At 72.3% G+C, this 13,979-nt stretch carries 14 protein-coding genes; 7 read left to right on the top strand and 7 right to left on the bottom strand.

What is annotated here, in order from left to right; genetic code table 11:
* Window positions 1–11: 11 nt before the first annotated feature.
* Both DT019_RS22085 and DT019_RS22090 read right to left on the bottom strand, forming a co-directional pair.
* Complete coding sequence (locus tag DT019_RS22085; RefSeq protein WP_114038618.1) at window positions 12–605, bottom strand: TetR/AcrR family transcriptional regulator; 594 nt, start codon at window positions 603–605, stop codon at window positions 12–14.
* Complete coding sequence (locus tag DT019_RS22090) at window positions 602–2,143, bottom strand: 3-hydroxyacyl-CoA dehydrogenase (RefSeq protein WP_114038619.1); 1,542 nt, start codon at window positions 2,141–2,143, stop codon at window positions 602–604. Before DT019_RS22090 ends, DT019_RS22085 begins: the two co-directional genes overlap by 4 nt.
* A gap of 199 nt (window positions 2,144–2,342) precedes the next feature.
* Here DT019_RS22090 and paaN point away from each other — a divergent pair, with 199 nt between their 5' ends.
* Complete coding sequence (gene paaN, locus DT019_RS22095; protein ID WP_114038620.1) at window positions 2,343–4,007, top strand: phenylacetic acid degradation protein PaaN; 1,665 nt, start codon at window positions 2,343–2,345, stop codon at window positions 4,005–4,007.
* A gap of 371 nt (window positions 4,008–4,378) precedes the next feature.
* On the opposite strand, the gene DT019_RS22100 is transcribed toward paaN, so the two are convergent.
* Genes DT019_RS22100 through DT019_RS22110 form a run of 3 tightly spaced genes read right to left on the bottom strand, consistent with a single transcriptional unit; the run spans window position 4,379 to window position 7,469 of the window.
* A complete protein-coding gene (locus DT019_RS22100; RefSeq protein WP_114038621.1) occupies window positions 4,379–5,065 on the bottom strand; it encodes a TrmH family RNA methyltransferase in 687 nt (228 codons plus the stop codon).
* The gene (locus tag DT019_RS22105) at window positions 5,062–6,354 is read right to left on the bottom strand and encodes an HTTM domain-containing protein (protein WP_411292722.1); all 1,293 of its coding nucleotides are present in this window, start codon (window positions 6,352–6,354) and stop codon (window positions 5,062–5,064) included. The genes DT019_RS22100 and DT019_RS22105 overlap by 4 nt, the downstream gene beginning before the upstream one ends.
* Entirely contained in the window at window positions 6,351–7,469 is a 1,119-nt protein-coding gene (locus tag DT019_RS22110) for a DUF5819 family protein (RefSeq protein ID WP_114038622.1), read from the bottom strand. Before DT019_RS22110 ends, DT019_RS22105 begins: the two co-directional genes overlap by 4 nt.
* Before the next feature lie 135 nt (window positions 7,470–7,604).
* Between DT019_RS22110 and paaA the strand changes: the two genes are divergently transcribed.
* The 6 genes from paaA (at window position 7,605) to DT019_RS22140 (ending at window position 12,442) form a co-directional block, all read left to right on the top strand.
* A complete protein-coding gene (gene paaA / locus DT019_RS22115; RefSeq protein WP_114038623.1) occupies window positions 7,605–8,597 on the top strand; it encodes a 1,2-phenylacetyl-CoA epoxidase subunit PaaA in 993 nt (330 codons plus the stop codon).
* The gene (gene paaB, locus DT019_RS22120) at window positions 8,594–8,881 is read left to right on the top strand and encodes a 1,2-phenylacetyl-CoA epoxidase subunit PaaB (RefSeq protein ID WP_053729227.1); all 288 of its coding nucleotides are present in this window, start codon (window positions 8,594–8,596) and stop codon (window positions 8,879–8,881) included. The genes paaA and paaB overlap by 4 nt, the downstream gene beginning before the upstream one ends.
* Window positions 8,878–9,597: a 1,2-phenylacetyl-CoA epoxidase subunit PaaC gene (gene paaC / locus DT019_RS22125; RefSeq protein WP_114038624.1), complete on the top strand. Its 720-nt coding sequence runs from the start codon at window positions 8,878–8,880 to the stop codon at window positions 9,595–9,597. The genes paaB and paaC overlap by 4 nt, the downstream gene beginning before the upstream one ends.
* The gene (paaD, locus tag DT019_RS22130) at window positions 9,591–10,094 is read left to right on the top strand and encodes a 1,2-phenylacetyl-CoA epoxidase subunit PaaD (RefSeq protein ID WP_114038625.1); all 504 of its coding nucleotides are present in this window, start codon (window positions 9,591–9,593) and stop codon (window positions 10,092–10,094) included. The genes paaC and paaD overlap by 7 nt, the downstream gene beginning before the upstream one ends.
* Window positions 10,095–11,147 (top strand): 2Fe-2S iron-sulfur cluster-binding protein, encoded by a 1,053-nt coding sequence (locus DT019_RS22135; protein ID WP_114038626.1) that lies wholly within the window; start codon window positions 10,095–10,097, stop codon window positions 11,145–11,147.
* A gap of 152 nt (window positions 11,148–11,299) precedes the next feature.
* Window positions 11,300–12,442, top strand: a complete 1,143-nt coding sequence (locus tag DT019_RS22140; RefSeq protein WP_114038627.1) for an acyl-CoA dehydrogenase family protein — start codon at window positions 11,300–11,302, stop codon at window positions 12,440–12,442.
* 151 nt (window positions 12,443–12,593) lie between these two features.
* On the opposite strand, the gene DT019_RS22145 is transcribed toward DT019_RS22140, so the two are convergent.
* Both DT019_RS22145 and DT019_RS22150 read right to left on the bottom strand, forming a co-directional pair.
* Window positions 12,594–12,938, bottom strand: coding sequence for a rhodanese-like domain-containing protein (locus tag DT019_RS22145; protein ID WP_114038783.1), 345 nt, complete (start codon window positions 12,936–12,938; stop codon window positions 12,594–12,596).
* Window positions 12,939–12,981: 43 nt separating this feature from the next.
* Entirely contained in the window at window positions 12,982–13,920 is a 939-nt protein-coding gene (locus DT019_RS22150) for a J domain-containing protein (RefSeq protein WP_114038628.1), read from the bottom strand.
* Window positions 13,921–13,979: the final 59 nt, after the last annotated feature.

Here is a 13,979-nt window from a genome sequence, read left to right on the forward strand (position 1 = left end):
GGCGCCGCGGCTCAATGGCCGGTCCGCAGCCCCTCGAAGGCCATCCTGACCACGGTGTCCGCCACCTGATCCCCGTCCGCCTCCCCCTCGCGCTGCGGCCGGTACCACTCCACCAGCGAGTTGACCATGCCGAAGAGCAGCCGGGTCGCCAGGCGAATGTCCAGGTCGGCGCGGAGATCTCCGTCGGCGACGGCCGCCTTGAGCAGGTCGGCGACGCGCTGGTCGAACTCCCTGCGGCGCTCCATCGCCCAGCGTTCCGTCTTGGTGTTGCCGCGGACGCGCAGCAGCAGCGTGACGTAGGGAAGCTCAGCCATCAGGACTTCGACCGTACGTCGGGTGACGTACTCGACTCGCTCGATCGACCGGCCGCGCAGGGCGCCCGGCTCGTCCAGGACGCCGAAGAGGCCGTCTATCGCGCGGCTCACCGCCCGGTGCAGCAGTTCCTCCTTGCCCGCGACATGGTGGTAGATCGAGGACTTGGAGATCCCGGCCGCCTTGGACAGGTGCTCCATCGACGTGCCGTCGTAGCCGCGCTCGTTGAAGACCCGCACGGCGACCGTGAGCAGCGTCTCGGGCGTGTAGGTGTCGCGCTTGGCGGTCGTCATGAGCCCGTCTCCTCGTCACCCGCGTACGCCTGCCGGAAGAGGGCCAGCGAGGGGGCGTAGCGGCCGGTGGGGCAGCGCTCGTGCAGCGCCGACAGCAGGTCGTACGCCCAGTCCTGGCCCAGCCGGCGGTTCCATTCGACGGGCCCCAGCGGGTAGTTGACGCCCAGCCGCATCGCGGTGTCGATGTCCTCGGGCGTGGCGACGCCCTTAGCAACGGCGTCGGCGGCGAGGTCGACGAGCATCGCGACGGTGCGGGCGACGATCATGCCCGGCACGTCGCCGATGACGCTGACCTCCTTGCCCAGCCTCTGGAACAGGCCGACGGCCTCGCCGACGGCGCGCTCGGAGGTGTCCTCGCTCGCGGAGAGCGCGATGCGGGTGGCGCCCCGGTAGTCGAGGGCGAGGTCGAAGTAGACGACGTCCGCGAACTCGACGGACGTCTTGCCGTCGGCCGGGACGAGCTGTCCATCCCCCGGAAGCTCGATGTAGGGGCCGCCCTCGTTGACGGTCTTCACGGCGATGCCGGCCTCCGTCATCATCGCCACCAGGTCGCGGGCCGGGCCCAGGTCACCGACCACGGTGACGGCCGCCGGGGCCTTCGCGGGCGGCGCGGTGTGCGGCGCGGGACGCACGACCTCCTTCGGGGAGGCGCCGGAGCCGTAGGCGTACCAGCCGCGTCCGCTCTTGCGCCCGTGCAGTCCGGACTCGACCAGGCGGCGCTGGGCCAGCGACGGGGCGAACTTGGGGCTCTGGAAGAAGGACTCCCAGACCGAGCGCGTCACCGCCTCGTTCACGTCCTGCCCGATGAGGTCGGTCAGCTCGAAGGGGCCCATCCGGAACCCGCCGCTCTCGCGCAGCACCGCGTCGATGGTGGCGGGGTCGGCGCCGCGCTCCTCGTAGACCGCGAAGGCCTCCGCGTAGAAGGGCCGGGCGATGCGGTTGACGATGAAGCCGGGGGTGTCGGTGCAGCGCACCGGCGTCTTGCCCCAGGCCTTCGCCGTCTCGTACGCCCTGGTCGCCGCCGCCTCGTCGGTGGCGAAGCCGCTGACGACCTCGACCAGCGGGAGCAGGGGAGCGGGGTTGAAGAAGTGCAGTCCCACGAAGCGCCCGGGGTGTTCGAGCGCCCCGGCGATCGCGGTCACCGACAGCGAGGAGGTGTTGGTGGCGAGCAGGCAGTCCTCGGCGACCACCGCCTCCAGGGCCCTGAACAGGTCCTGCTTGACCGGGAGTTGTTCGAGGACGGCCTCGACGACGAGCGCCGCGTCGGCGAGCTCCGCGAGGTCCTCGGCCGGGTGCAGGCGGGCCAGGGCCGCCTCGCGGTCGGCGGCGGACAGGCGGCCCTTCTCGACCAGCCGGTCCAGGCGGGCGGCAAGGGCGTCGGCGGCCTCGCGCGCGCGGCCCGGCACGGCGTCGTGGAGGCGCACGCGGTGCCCGGCGACGAGGGCGACCTGGGCGATGCCCTGCCCCATGGTCCCGGTGCCGACGACGGCGACGGTACTGCTCGGCGCGATCGCCGGTGCGCTGGCGGTTTCGGTCATGAACGCGATCCTCCCCTACGGCTGGCCCACGGGCCCGGCGGGCCCCCTCCCGGGGCGCCCGAGCGGGGCCGTGGCGGGCGTGGCCGGTAGTTGTCCACAGGTTTCCCCGGGCCCTCTTGTCCCGACCGATCGTTCGGTTACTCTAACGGTGTCCGGCTCTCCCTGCCCAGCTCGAAGACTCGACGAGGAGTTGCTCGCCATGCAGCTGACCGAGAAGCACAGGCCCACCCTGGACGGGGCCCTGGAGGCGATCCGCACGCGTGCGTACTGGTCGCCGCACCCGGAGCACCCCAAGGCCTACGGGGAGACGGGCGCCGAGGACGGCAAGGCGGCCTTCGACGCGCTCCTGAACCGCCGCTTCGACCTCGACCAGCCGGGCACCGACGACTGGACGGGCGCCGAAGCGTCGCCCTACGGAATCGAGTTGGGCGTCCAGTACCCGCACCCCGACCTCGACGTCCTGCTGCCCGCGATGCGGGCCGGCATGGCCGCCTGGCGGGCCGCCGGGCCCGAGACGAGGGCCCTGGTCTGCATCGAGATCCTGGCCCGGATCGGCGCCCGCACCCACGAGTTCGCCCACGCCGTCATGCACACCAGCGGCCAGGCGTTCATGATGGCCTTCCAGGCGGGCGGGCCGCACGCCCAGGACCGCGGCCTCGAAGCCATCGCCTACGCCTACCAGGAGCAGACGCGCACCCCCTCGGGCAGCGCCGCCTGGTCCAAGCCACAGGGCAAGCGCGAGCCCCTGGAGCTCGCCAAGACGTTCACCCCGGCCGGGCGCGGCATCGCGCTGCTGATCGGCTGCAACACCTTCCCGACGTGGAACGGCTACCCGGGCCTGTTCGCCTCCCTGGCCACCGGCAACCCGGTCCTCGTCAAGCCACACCCGCGCGCGGTCCTGCCCCTCGCGATGACGGTGAAGGTGGCCCGCGAGGTGCTGGCCGAGGCGGGCTTCGACCCCAACCTCGTGGCCCTGGCCGCCGAGCGGCCCGTCGAGGGCATCGCCAAGACCCTCGCGGTCCGCCCCGAGATCAAGATCATCGACTACACGGGCTCCTCCGCGTTCGGCGAGTGGCTGGAGGCCAACGCCCGCCAGGCGCAGGTCTACACCGAGAAGGCCGGCGTCAACACGGTGGTCATCGACTCCACCGACGACTACAAGGGCATGCTCGCCAACCTGTCCTTCTCGCTGTCCCTGTACAGCGGCCAGATGTGCACCACCCCGCAGAACCTGCTGATCCCCCGCGAGGGCATCGCCACCGACGCGGGCAAGAAGTCCTTCGACGAGGTGGTCGGCGACCTCGCGAGCGCGGTCAGCGGCCTGCTGGGCGACGACGCCCGGGCCAACGCGCTGCTCGGCGCCCTGGTCAACCCGGACGTGAAGACCCGCCTGGAGGCGGCGTCCGGTCTCGGCGAAGTCGCCCTGCCCTCACGGGAGGTGGCCAACCCCGAGTTCCCGGGCGCGGTGGTCCGCACCCCGGTGATCGTCAAGCTGGACGGCGCGAAGCCGGACGCCGAGGCCGCCTACCTGTCGGAGTGCTTCGGCCCGGTCTCCTTCGCCGTCGCCGTCGACTCCACGGCGGACGCCGTCGAGCTGCTGCGCCGCACGATCCGCGACAAGGGCGCGATGACGGTCGGCGCGTACACCACCTCCCCCGAGGTGGAGCGCGCGGTGGAGGACGTCTGCCTGGACGAGTCGGCCCAGCTGTCGCTGAACCTGACGGGCGGGGTGTACGTCAACCAGACGGCCGCGTTCTCCGACTTCCACGGCTCCGGCGGCAACCCGGCGGCCAACGCGGCCCTGTGCGACGGGGCGTTCGTGGCGAACAGGTTCCGCGTGGTGGAGGTCCGCAGGCAGGCCTGACCAGACCCCTCCGGGGGGAGGCAGGCCTGAACTCAGGCCCTTCCGGGGCGGGGCCCGCGGGCAGGCCCGGGGCCCGGCCCCTCGGGGCAACGTCCACGGGGGAGCCTGAGGACAGGCCTTCGGGAGCCGGGTCCGAGGACACGCCTTCGGGAGGGGCGGGGTCCGAGAACAACCCTTCGGGGGCGGAGCCCGAGGGCAGCGCCTCGGGAGCGGGGTCCGAGGACAGGCCTTCGGGTGCGGGGCCCGAGGTCAGTACCTCGGGAGCGGGGTCCGAGAACAGCCCTTCGGGAGCGGGACCCGGGGACAACGCCTCGGGAGCCGGGCCGGAGGGCAGGGTCCGAGCAGCACAGCCGCACGGTGGCGGAGGCGCGTCAGTCGGGGACGGCGGCGTGCCTCTGCACCCAGGCGTGCATCGCGATGGCGGCCGCGGCCCCCGCGTTGATCGACCGCGTGGACCCGAACTGCGCGATGGAGCACACCATATGGGCGTGCTTACGGGCCTCCTCGGTGAGCCCGGGGCCCTCCTGGCCGAAGAGCAGCACGCACCGGCGCGGCAGCTCAGTGCGCTCCAGCGGCACCGCGCCAGGAAGGTTGTCGATGCCGATGATCGGCACGCCCTCCGCCTCCGCCCACGCGGTCAGCGACTCGGTGTCGGGGTGGTGGCGCACGTGCTGGTAGCGGTCCGTGACCATCGCGCCGCGCCGGTTCCAGCGCCGCCGCCCGACGATGTGGACCTCCTTGGCCAGAAACGCGTTCGCGGTCCGCACCACGGAGCCGATGTTGAAGTCGTGGCCCCAGTTCTCGACGGCCACGTGGAAGTCGTGGCGCCGGGTGTCGAGGTCGGCGACGATCGCCTCGCGCGTCCAGTACCGGTAGGCGTCGACGACATTGCGCCGGTCGCCGTGCGCGAGCAGCTCCGGGTCGTACCGCTCGCCCTCGGGCCAGGGCCGCGGGTGCGGGCCCACGCCGACCTCGGCCGGGCCGAAGCCCTCGTCGTACTGGACGGCGTCGCCGGCCGGGGTGTCCTCGGCCGGGGCCGGGTGTTCGGTGCTGCTCACCCCACGAGCGTACGTGGCCGCTCGGCCGCCTCCGTCGCCTCCCCGCGCTGCTCGGGAACGCGCGCGCCCGCCCGGAGCCGGCCCGCGAACGCGCCCACCCTGCGCAGGAAGGACGTCGGCAGGAACACGGCGTCCGCGGCGATCATCGCCAGCGAGAAGAACGGCAGGCCCAGCAGGACGGCGATCCCGGCGTGCTCCAGCACCATCGCCACCAGCAGCACGTTCTTGACCCGCCGGTTGAACAGCGTGAACGGGAACGCCACCTGCACCATGACCGTTCCATAGGTGAGCAGCATCACGATCACCCCGCTCGTGCCGAGCAGAGAGGAGAGTTCGGGCCACGGCGAGAAGTAGTCCAGCTTCAGGGGGTAGAACAGCGCGGTCCCGTCCTGCCAGCGGGTGCCCTGGATCTTGTACCAGCCGGCGGTCGCGTAGACCAGGCAGACCTCCGCCATGATCACGACCATGGCCGCGTTGTGCACGAGGTTGGCGAGCACATCGAGCAGCGCCCGCGCATCGGCGGCCGCGAACCTGCCCGCCGCCCACCACAGCCCCTGCACGGCCCACACGCCCCAGAAGACGACCCACAGCCACCACTCGCCGCCGCCGAAGACGCCGGATCCCGACGTGCGCCAGGTCCCGACGAGCAGCCCCAGACCGCACACCGCCCACAGCGCCGGGCCGACCCGGTCGCGGGCCGCCCCGCGCGCGACGCGCCGCGCGTCCAGCGACCAGACCTGCGCGCACCGGGTGAAGACCAGATAGATCGCCATCAGGTGGATGACGTTGTCACCGCCGTCCCCCATGAAGACGGAGCGATTCTGCAGGGAGAGCACGCCGATCATGAAGACGACGGACATGGTGCGGGTGCGCCAGCCCAGCATCAGGAGGGCGCTGGACACGACGGCCAGCGCGTACACGACCTCGAACCAGACCGTGCTGTCGGACCACAGCAGCGTGGTGAAGGCGTGGTTCCCGGACACCAGCCGGTTGCCCAGACCGAAGCTCCAGGGCCCGTCGGGTCCGTACAGCTCGCGGCGGTGCGGCAGTTCACGCAGCAGGAAGAACAGCCAGGTCGCGGAGAAGCCGATCCGGACGACAGCGCTCTGGTACGGGCCGAGGGCCGCGGCCGAGACGAGGCGCACCGCGCGCGCCGCCCGGGTCTCGGCGCCGTCGCCGGAACCGGCGGGCACGGTCCGTCCGGATGTCGGGGGACCGGCGGGCGCTCCCTCGGCGGGGGTGCTCCTCGCCGGTCGGGCGGCCGGGCCGTCGTGGTCGTACGTGCTCACCGCTTCGCCTCCGTACGTGCGTCACCGGCGCCCTTGGGCAAGTCGGCGGGGGTCACCGTCCACCACGGCACCTCCCGGTAGACGGGCCGGGTGTCGGTCTTCTCGTCGCTCCACGAGGGGCCCTTGACGGAGGTCGTCATGGACCTGACCTGGATCCGGTCGACGGTGCCGCCGTCGCGGTGCGCGCCGAGCCGCAGCATCACGATGCGGCGCAGGTACTGCTCCGAGAGCTCGCCGCGCAGCCCGTTCGGCTTGTTGTCGTCGGTGTGCGATCCGACGAAGAAGTCCCAGCCGCGGCGCAGTTCGTTCTGCTCGGTGTGGCTGGGCAGCGGGTTGTGCAGGATCGCCGCGCCGTCCTGCGCCGAGAAGTCGATCCACGGGGTCGTCCGCACGCTGCCGTCCGGCATCTTGATCTCGGCGCGCCCCTGGACGTCGATGTTCTGCTGGAGCGGGTTGGGCGCGAAGAGCTTCCAGTTCTGCTCGAACTCGGGATACACCCAGTCGTCGACGGCCTTTCCGTACTGCTTGCTGATCGTGTTGGACGGGGCGACGTGCAGGAACACCATCCCGATCTGTACGCAGGCGACCACGCCGATGACCGCGAGCGCGAGGGCGGCCACGACCTGGAACCGGAAGGGCAGCCCGGCGATCCCCCGCGAGGAGCCGGCCCCGCCGCCGGAGCCGGCGGGACCGGGAACGTCGGCGGCGCCGGGGGCGGGGGTGCCAGGAAACCTGGTGTCGGCGGGGGCCGAGGTGTCCTCAGGAAGCCTGGTGTCGGTAGAAGCCGACGTGCCCTCGGGAAGCCTGGTGTCGGTAGAGGCCGGCGTGCCCTCGGGGAGCTGAGCGTCCCCAGGGGGCGGGGTGGCGGAAATCCGGTCCTGCTCCGGCGCGGGCTCCGCGGCGGAAACCCGGTCCGGAGCAGCCGCCGAATCGAAGGCGGCGCCGTCCCCCCGTTCGGCGGCACGGCCGGTTTCCGGGTTCGGGCCCTGTTCCCCCGGGGCTCGCGGACCGCTCCCGGCGGGTTCGCCGAGCCCGGCCGCAGCGGCCTTGACCTGCCCCGATCCCGCTCCGTCGGCCTTGCCCCCGGCTCCGGTCCCGTGCTTGTACGAATCCATCCCGCCCCGATCGGCACCCGCTGAGTTATCCACAGGGTTGACACCCTACGGGCCGTCGACTCACCATTGAAGTCATTGAACCGAACGATCGGTCGGTTGGTGGACAACCGCACAGCAGATCGGCAGGGGGCCGCAATGACCGGAGTGACCGCGACAGCCACGGCAGCCGCAGGGACGGACACCGCGAACCGCGCGGTGTTCGACGCGGCCGTCGCCGCGGACGAGCGGATCGAGCCACGCGACTGGATGCCCGAGGAGTACCGCTCCTCGCTGGTCCGCCAGATGGCGCAGCACGCCCATTCCGAGATCATCGGCATGCAGCCGGAGGCCAACTGGATCACCCGCGCCCCGTCGCTGCGCCGCAAGGCGATCCTGATGGCCAAGGTCCAGGACGAGGCGGGCCACGGCCTCTACCTCTACAGCGCGGCCGAAACGCTCGGCACCGGCCGCGAAGAGCTCCTCGACAAGCTGCACTCGGGCCGCCAGAAGTACTCCTCGATCTTCAACTACCCCACCCTGACCTGGGCCGACGTCGGCGCGATCGGCTGGCTGGTGGACGGCGCGGCGATCACCAACCAGGTCCCCCTGTGCCGCTGCTCCTACGGTCCGTACGCCCGGGCGATGGTCCGCATCTGCAAGGAGGAGTCCTTCCACCAGCGGCAGGGCTACGAGCTGCTCCTCACCCTGTCCCGGGGCACGCCGGAGCAGCACGCGATGGCGCAGGACGCGGTGAACCGCTGGTGGTGGCCCTCCCTGATGATGTTCGGCCCGCCCGACGACGAGTCGGCGCACTCGGCGCAGTCCATGACCTGGAAGATCAAGCGGCACTCCAACGACGAGCTGCGCCAGCGCTTCGTGGACATAGCGGTCGGCCAGGCCGAAGCACTGGGCCTCACCCTGCCCGACCCCGACCTGCGCTGGAACGAGGAGCGCGGCCACCACGACTTCGGCGCCATCGACTGGGCGGAGTTCTGGGACGTCCTCAAGGGCAACGGCCCCTGCAACGAGCAGCGGATCACCCAGCGGCGCCGGGCCCACGAGGAAGGCGCCTGGGTGCGGGAGGCGGCCGACGCCTACGCCAGGAAGCAGCACGCCACGAAGACCGCGAACGGAGAGGCAACGGCATGAGCACGCACGACTGGCCGCTGTGGGAGGTGTTCGTGCGTTCGCGGCGCGGGCTGTCCCACACCCACGCGGGGAGCCTGCACGCGCCGGACGCCGAGATGGCGCTGCGGAACGCCCGTGACCTGTACACCCGCAGGTCGGAGGGCATCTCCATCTGGGTCGTGCCGTCCGCCGCGATCAGCGCCTCCTCGCCGGACGAGAAGGACTCCTTCTTCGACCCGGCCGCCGACAAGCCCTACCGCCACCCGACGTTCTACGAGATCCCGGAAGGGGTGAAGCACCTGTGACGGCCATCGTCTCGGCGGACGCGGCCCTCGCCCTGGGCGACGACGCCCTGGTGCTCTCGCACCGGCTGGGGGAGTGGGCGGGCCACGCCCCCGTCCTCGAAGAAGAGGTCGCGCTGGCCAACATCGCCCTCGACCTGCTCGGCCAGGCCCGGGTCCTGCTCTCCCAGGTCGGCGACGAGGACGAGCTGGCCTACCTCCGCGAGGAGCGGGCCTTTCGCAACCTTCAGCTCGTGGAGCAGCCCAACGGCGACTTCGCCCACACCATCGCCCGCCAGCTGTACTTCTCGACGTACCAGCACCTGCTGTACGGCGAACTGGCCGCGGGCGACGGCGAGTTCGCGGCCCTGGCGGCGAAAGCGGTCAAGGAGGTCGACTACCATCGCGACCACGCCGAGCAGTGGACACTGCGGCTCGGTGACGGCACCGAGGAGAGCCACCGGCGCATGCAGCGGGCCTGCGAGGCGCTGTGGCGCTTCACGGGCGAGATGTTCCAGCCGGTGCCCGGCCTCGACCTCGACCGGGACAGCCTCGAAGCACGGTGGACGGCATCGGTGACCTCCGTCCTGGACCGGGCGACCCTCACCGTCCCCGAAGGACCCCGCACCGGCGCCTGGGCGGCGGGCGCCGGCCGGCAGGGGCTGCACACCGAGCCGTTCGGGCGGATGCTCGCCGAAATGCAGCACCTGCACCGCAGCCACCCGGGGGCGACATGGTGACCGACACATCCCTCACCCCCCTGGAGGCCGAGCTGCGGCGCCTCGCGGGCTCCGTCCCCGACCCCGAACTGCCGGTCCTGACCCTCGAAGAGCTCGGCGTCCTGCGCACCGTGCACGTCGAAGCGCCGGACCGGGTGCGCGTCGAGCTCACCCCCACCTACACCGGGTGCCCCGCCGTGGAAACCATGTCCTCGGACATCGAGCGCGTGCTCCACGACCACGGCATACCGCACGTCTCGGTCGTGCGCGTGCTCTCCCCCGCCTGGTCGACCGACGACATCAGCGCGGAGGGCCGCCGCAAGCTCGCCGAGTTCGGCATAGCCCCTCCCCGGCCGCACACGGCCGAGGGCCCGGTCGCGCTCACCCTGTCGGTGCGCTGCCCGCACTGCGGATCCACCGACACCGAGCTGCTCAGCCGCTTCTCCTCCACCGCCTGCAAGGCGCTGCGCCGCTGCGTGTCGTGCCGTGAACCCTTCGACCACTTCAAGGAGTTGTAGATGTTCCATCCGCTCCGGGTCAGCGAGGTCGAGCAGCTCACGGACGACTCGGTGGCCGTCACCTTCGCCGTGCCGCCCGAGCTCCGCGAGGCCTACCGCCACCTCCCCGGCCAGCACCTCGCCCTGCGCCGCAGCGTGCGCGGCGAGGAGATCCGCCGTACGTACTCGATCTGCGCGCCCGCCGTCGAGGCGCCCGACGAGCCCGTCCTGCGCGTCGGCATCCGCGTCGTGGAGGGCGGCTCCTTCTCCACGTACGCCTTCAAGGAACTGGCCGTCGGCGACACCGTCGACGTCATGGAGCCGATGGGCCGGTTCGTCCTGGAGCCGCGCCCCGGACACTACGCGGCGATCGTCGGCGGCAGCGGCATCACCCCGGTCCTGTCGATCGCGGCCACCCTGCTCGCCCGCGAGCCCGAGGCGAGGTTCTGCCTGATACGCAGCGACCGCAGCGCCGCCTCCACGATGTTCCTCGAAGAGACCGCCGACCTGAAGGACCGCTACCCCGAGCGGTTCCAGCTGGTCACCGTACTCTCCCGGGAGGAACAGCAGTCCGGGCTGCCCTCGGGCCGGCTCGACCGCGAGCGCCTCGACACGCTGCTGCCCGCGCTGCTCCCGGTGGCGGACATCGACGGCTGGTTCCTGTGCGGACCGTTCGGCCTGGTGCAGGGAGCCGAGCGGGCCCTGCGCGGGCTCGGCGTCGACCGCAACCGCATCCACCAGGAGATCTTCCACGTCGACGCGGCACCGGCGCCCCTGGCCACCGCCAGCGCCCCGGCGCACGCCACACTCACCGCGACCCTGGACGGACGCTCGGGCAACTGGCCGGTGCGGGAAGGCGAGTCCCTCCTGGAAACGGTGCTGCGCGCCCGCGCCGACGCCCCGTACGCGTGCAAGGGCGGCGTGTGCGGGACATGCCGGGCCTTCCTGGTCAAGGGCGAGGTGCGGATGGAACGCAATTTCGCGCTGGAGCCGGAGGAGACCGAGGCGGGTTACGTCCTGGCCTGCCAGTCCCACCCGGCCACCGGGGAGGTGGAGCTGGACTTCGACCGCTGAGGGGCCCGGCCGGGCACAGCGGAGCCGCGCCCATTCCCATCGCGTAGAACCTGTTCTATCTTGACGATCCGTCAGATCCGGTCGCCCGCAACGCGGTTCACCCCGCGTCGCTCCGACCCGGACAGAACCGGTGCACGCGGGAGGACAAAGCCGTGGACTTCACCTTCACCGAGGAGCAGCAGGCAGCCGTCGAGGCCGCCCGGGCGGTCTTCTCCGGCGTCGCACCCAACGCGGTACCCAGCCCCGCTCTCACTCCGGGCCCCGTCGCCGACGACTTCGACCGCCCGCTGTGGGCCAGGCTCGCCGCGTCGGACCTGCTGAGCCTGGTACTCGACGCGGAGTACGGCGGAGCGGGCCTGGACCCGATCGCCCTGTGCCTGGTCCTGCGCGAATCGGCCAGAGTCCTCGCCCGGCTGCCCCTCCTGGAGACCAGCGCGGTCGCCCTGGCCGTACAGCGTTACGGACAGGCCGAGTTGAAGCGCCAGCTACTGCCCGCGATCGGCCGGGGCGCACTCGCCCTGACCGTCGCCGCCAACGGCCGCACCGGCCACGACGGCGCCGAACTCGCCGTCACCGCCCTCCGCGACGGCGACCACTGGGTACTCGACGGCGCCCAGACCGGCGTGCCCTATGCCCAGACCTGCGACCGCATCGCCGTCCCCGCCCACACCGCCGAAGGCCGCACCGTACTGGCCCTGCTTCCCCGGACCCACCAGGGCCTCACCCTCGCCGACCAGACCTCCACCAGCGGCGAACCCTTCGGGGAACTCCACCTCGACGCCGTACGCGCCGACACCACCGACGTCATCGACGCGGACGGCGCCTGGGAATGGCTGCGCGACCTGCTCACCACCGGAACCTGCGCCCTGGCCCTGGGACTCGGCCAAGCCGTCCTCACCATGACCAGCCAATACGTCGGAAAACGCCAGCAGTTCGGCCACCCGGTCGCCACCTTCCAGGCGGTCGCCGTGCAGGCCGCCGACCGCTACATCGACCTGCGCGCCATGGAAGCGACCCTCTGGCAGGCGGCCTGGCGCATCAGCACCGGCGCCCAGAGCGCCCTGCCCGTCGCCGCGGACGTGGCGGTCGCCAAGATCTGGGCCTCGGAAGGCGTGCGCCGCGTGGTCCAGACCGCCCAGCACCTGCACGGCGGCTTCGGCGCCGACACGGACTACGCGCTGCACCGCTACCACGCCTGGGCCAAACAGCTGGAACTCTCCCTCGGCCCGGCCGCCGCCCACGAGGAAGCCCTGGGCGACCTCCTCGCCGCCCACCCCCTCAGCCAGCCCGCGTAGGGGTGCGGCGGGGCTGGGGGCGCCGACGTACCGCCTTCCGAACGCTCGACGCGGGGGGATGCGACGTACCGCCTCGTGAACGCACGTCGCGGGGGGGCGCGACGCCCCGCCTCGCGAACGCTCGGCGCATGGGGCCCGTGCCGTGTGCGGGCTAGACGACCGTGCCCGGCGCGCCCTGGGCGTCGACGACCTTGCGTCCGGCGGCCTCCCACACCTGCATGCCGCCTTCGACGTTCACCGCGTCGATCCCCTGCTGCACCAGGTACTGGGTGACCTGCGCCGACCGGCCGCCGACCCGGCACATCACATACGCCCGACGCCCGTCCGCGACCGCCTCGGTCACCTCACCGAAGCGGGCCACGAACTCGCTCATCGGCACATGCAGCGCGCCTTCGGCATGCCCCGCCGCCCACTCGTCGTCCTCGCGGACATCGAGCACCAGGGCGTCGTCCGGCACCGCGGCGACGTCCACCGAGGGCAGCTGGGCGAAATTCATGGTCATGCCTTCTCTCGTACGAACCCGGCAGGTCCTCCGAACGCTACTGCACCAGCTTCGCGAGCTCCGCCTCACGACCGGCCACCTCGGTCAGCAGCTGCTCGGCGATCTCCTCAAGCAGCCGGTCCGGGTCGTCCGGCGCCATCCGCAGCATCGAACCGATCGCGCTGTCCTCCAGTTCCCGCGCCACCAGCGCCAGCAGCTCCTTGCGCCGGCTCAGCCACTCCAGACGCGCGTACAGCTCGTCGCTCTCGCTCGGCCGCACCTCCTCCGGCACCGGCCCCGCCGCCCACTCCTCGGCCAGCTCCCGCAGCGACGCCTCGTCGCCCCGCCCGTACGCCGCGTTGACCCGCGAGATGAACTCGTCCCGCCGCGCCCGCTCCGTCTCGTCCTGCGCCAGATCCGGGTGCGCCTTGCGCGCCAGCTCGCGGTACAGCCTGCGCACCTCCTCGCTCGGCCGGACCCGCTTCGGCGGCCGCACCGGCTGATCGGTGAGCATGGAGGCGGCCTCGGGGGAGAGGCCGTCGGAGTCCATCCAGTCGTGGAACAGCTCGTCGACCCCCGGCATGGGCATGACCGCCGCCCGCGCCTCCCGCGCCTTGCGCAGGTCCTCGGGATCACCGCTCTGTACGGCCCTGGCCTCCGCGATCTGCGCGTCCAGCTCATCGAGCCTGGCGTACATCGGGCCGAGTTTCTGATGGTGCAGCCGGGAGAAGTTCTCCACCTCGACCCGGAACGTCTCCACCGCGATCTCGAACTCGATCAGCGCCTGCTCGGCCACCCGAACCGCCCGATCGAGCCGCGCCTCGGGCCGCTCCTGCTCCGCCGTGCCCGGCGGGCCCCCCTGCCCGGCCTCAGCATCCGGCGCGGCACCCGTCCCGGCCTCCGCACTCAACGGCGTGCCCGGCTCGCCCCCCGAAGGCAGGGTGGTCAGCGGGTCCTCGTTCCGGGCAGTCGTACCGCCGGCAGCTTCGTCCGTCACCGGTCCAGCGTACGGGCGGGGCTGGGGGGCTGGGGGCCTCCCCTCCCCCCCAGCCCCCC

This window comes from Streptomyces sp. SDr-06, from assembly GCF_003324565.1.
Classification (GTDB): domain Bacteria; phylum Actinomycetota; class Actinomycetes; order Streptomycetales; family Streptomycetaceae; genus Streptomyces.

Excerpts from the sequence above, each read along its gene's own strand:
- DT019_RS22085 (WP_114038618.1), bottom strand. The coding sequence starts at position 605 with ATGACGACCGCCAAGCGCGACACCTACACGCCCGAGACGCTGCTCACG.
- DT019_RS22090 (WP_114038619.1), bottom strand. The coding sequence starts at position 2,143 with ATGACCGAAACCGCCAGCGCACCGGCGATCGCGCCGAGCAGTACCGTC.
- paaN (WP_114038620.1), top strand. The coding sequence starts at position 2,343 with ATGCAGCTGACCGAGAAGCACAGGCCCACCCTGGACGGGGCCCTGGAG.
- DT019_RS22110 (WP_114038622.1), bottom strand. The coding sequence starts at position 7,469 with ATGGATTCGTACAAGCACGGGACCGGAGCCGGGGGCAAGGCCGACGGA.
- paaA (WP_114038623.1), top strand. The coding sequence starts at position 7,605 with ATGACCGGAGTGACCGCGACAGCCACGGCAGCCGCAGGGACGGACACC.
- paaB (WP_053729227.1), top strand. The coding sequence starts at position 8,594 with ATGAGCACGCACGACTGGCCGCTGTGGGAGGTGTTCGTGCGTTCGCGG.
- paaD (WP_114038625.1), top strand. The coding sequence starts at position 9,591 with ATGGTGACCGACACATCCCTCACCCCCCTGGAGGCCGAGCTGCGGCGC.
- DT019_RS22135 (WP_114038626.1), top strand. The coding sequence starts at position 10,095 with ATGTTCCATCCGCTCCGGGTCAGCGAGGTCGAGCAGCTCACGGACGAC.
- DT019_RS22145 (WP_114038783.1), bottom strand. The coding sequence starts at position 12,938 with ATGAATTTCGCCCAGCTGCCCTCGGTGGACGTCGCCGCGGTGCCGGAC.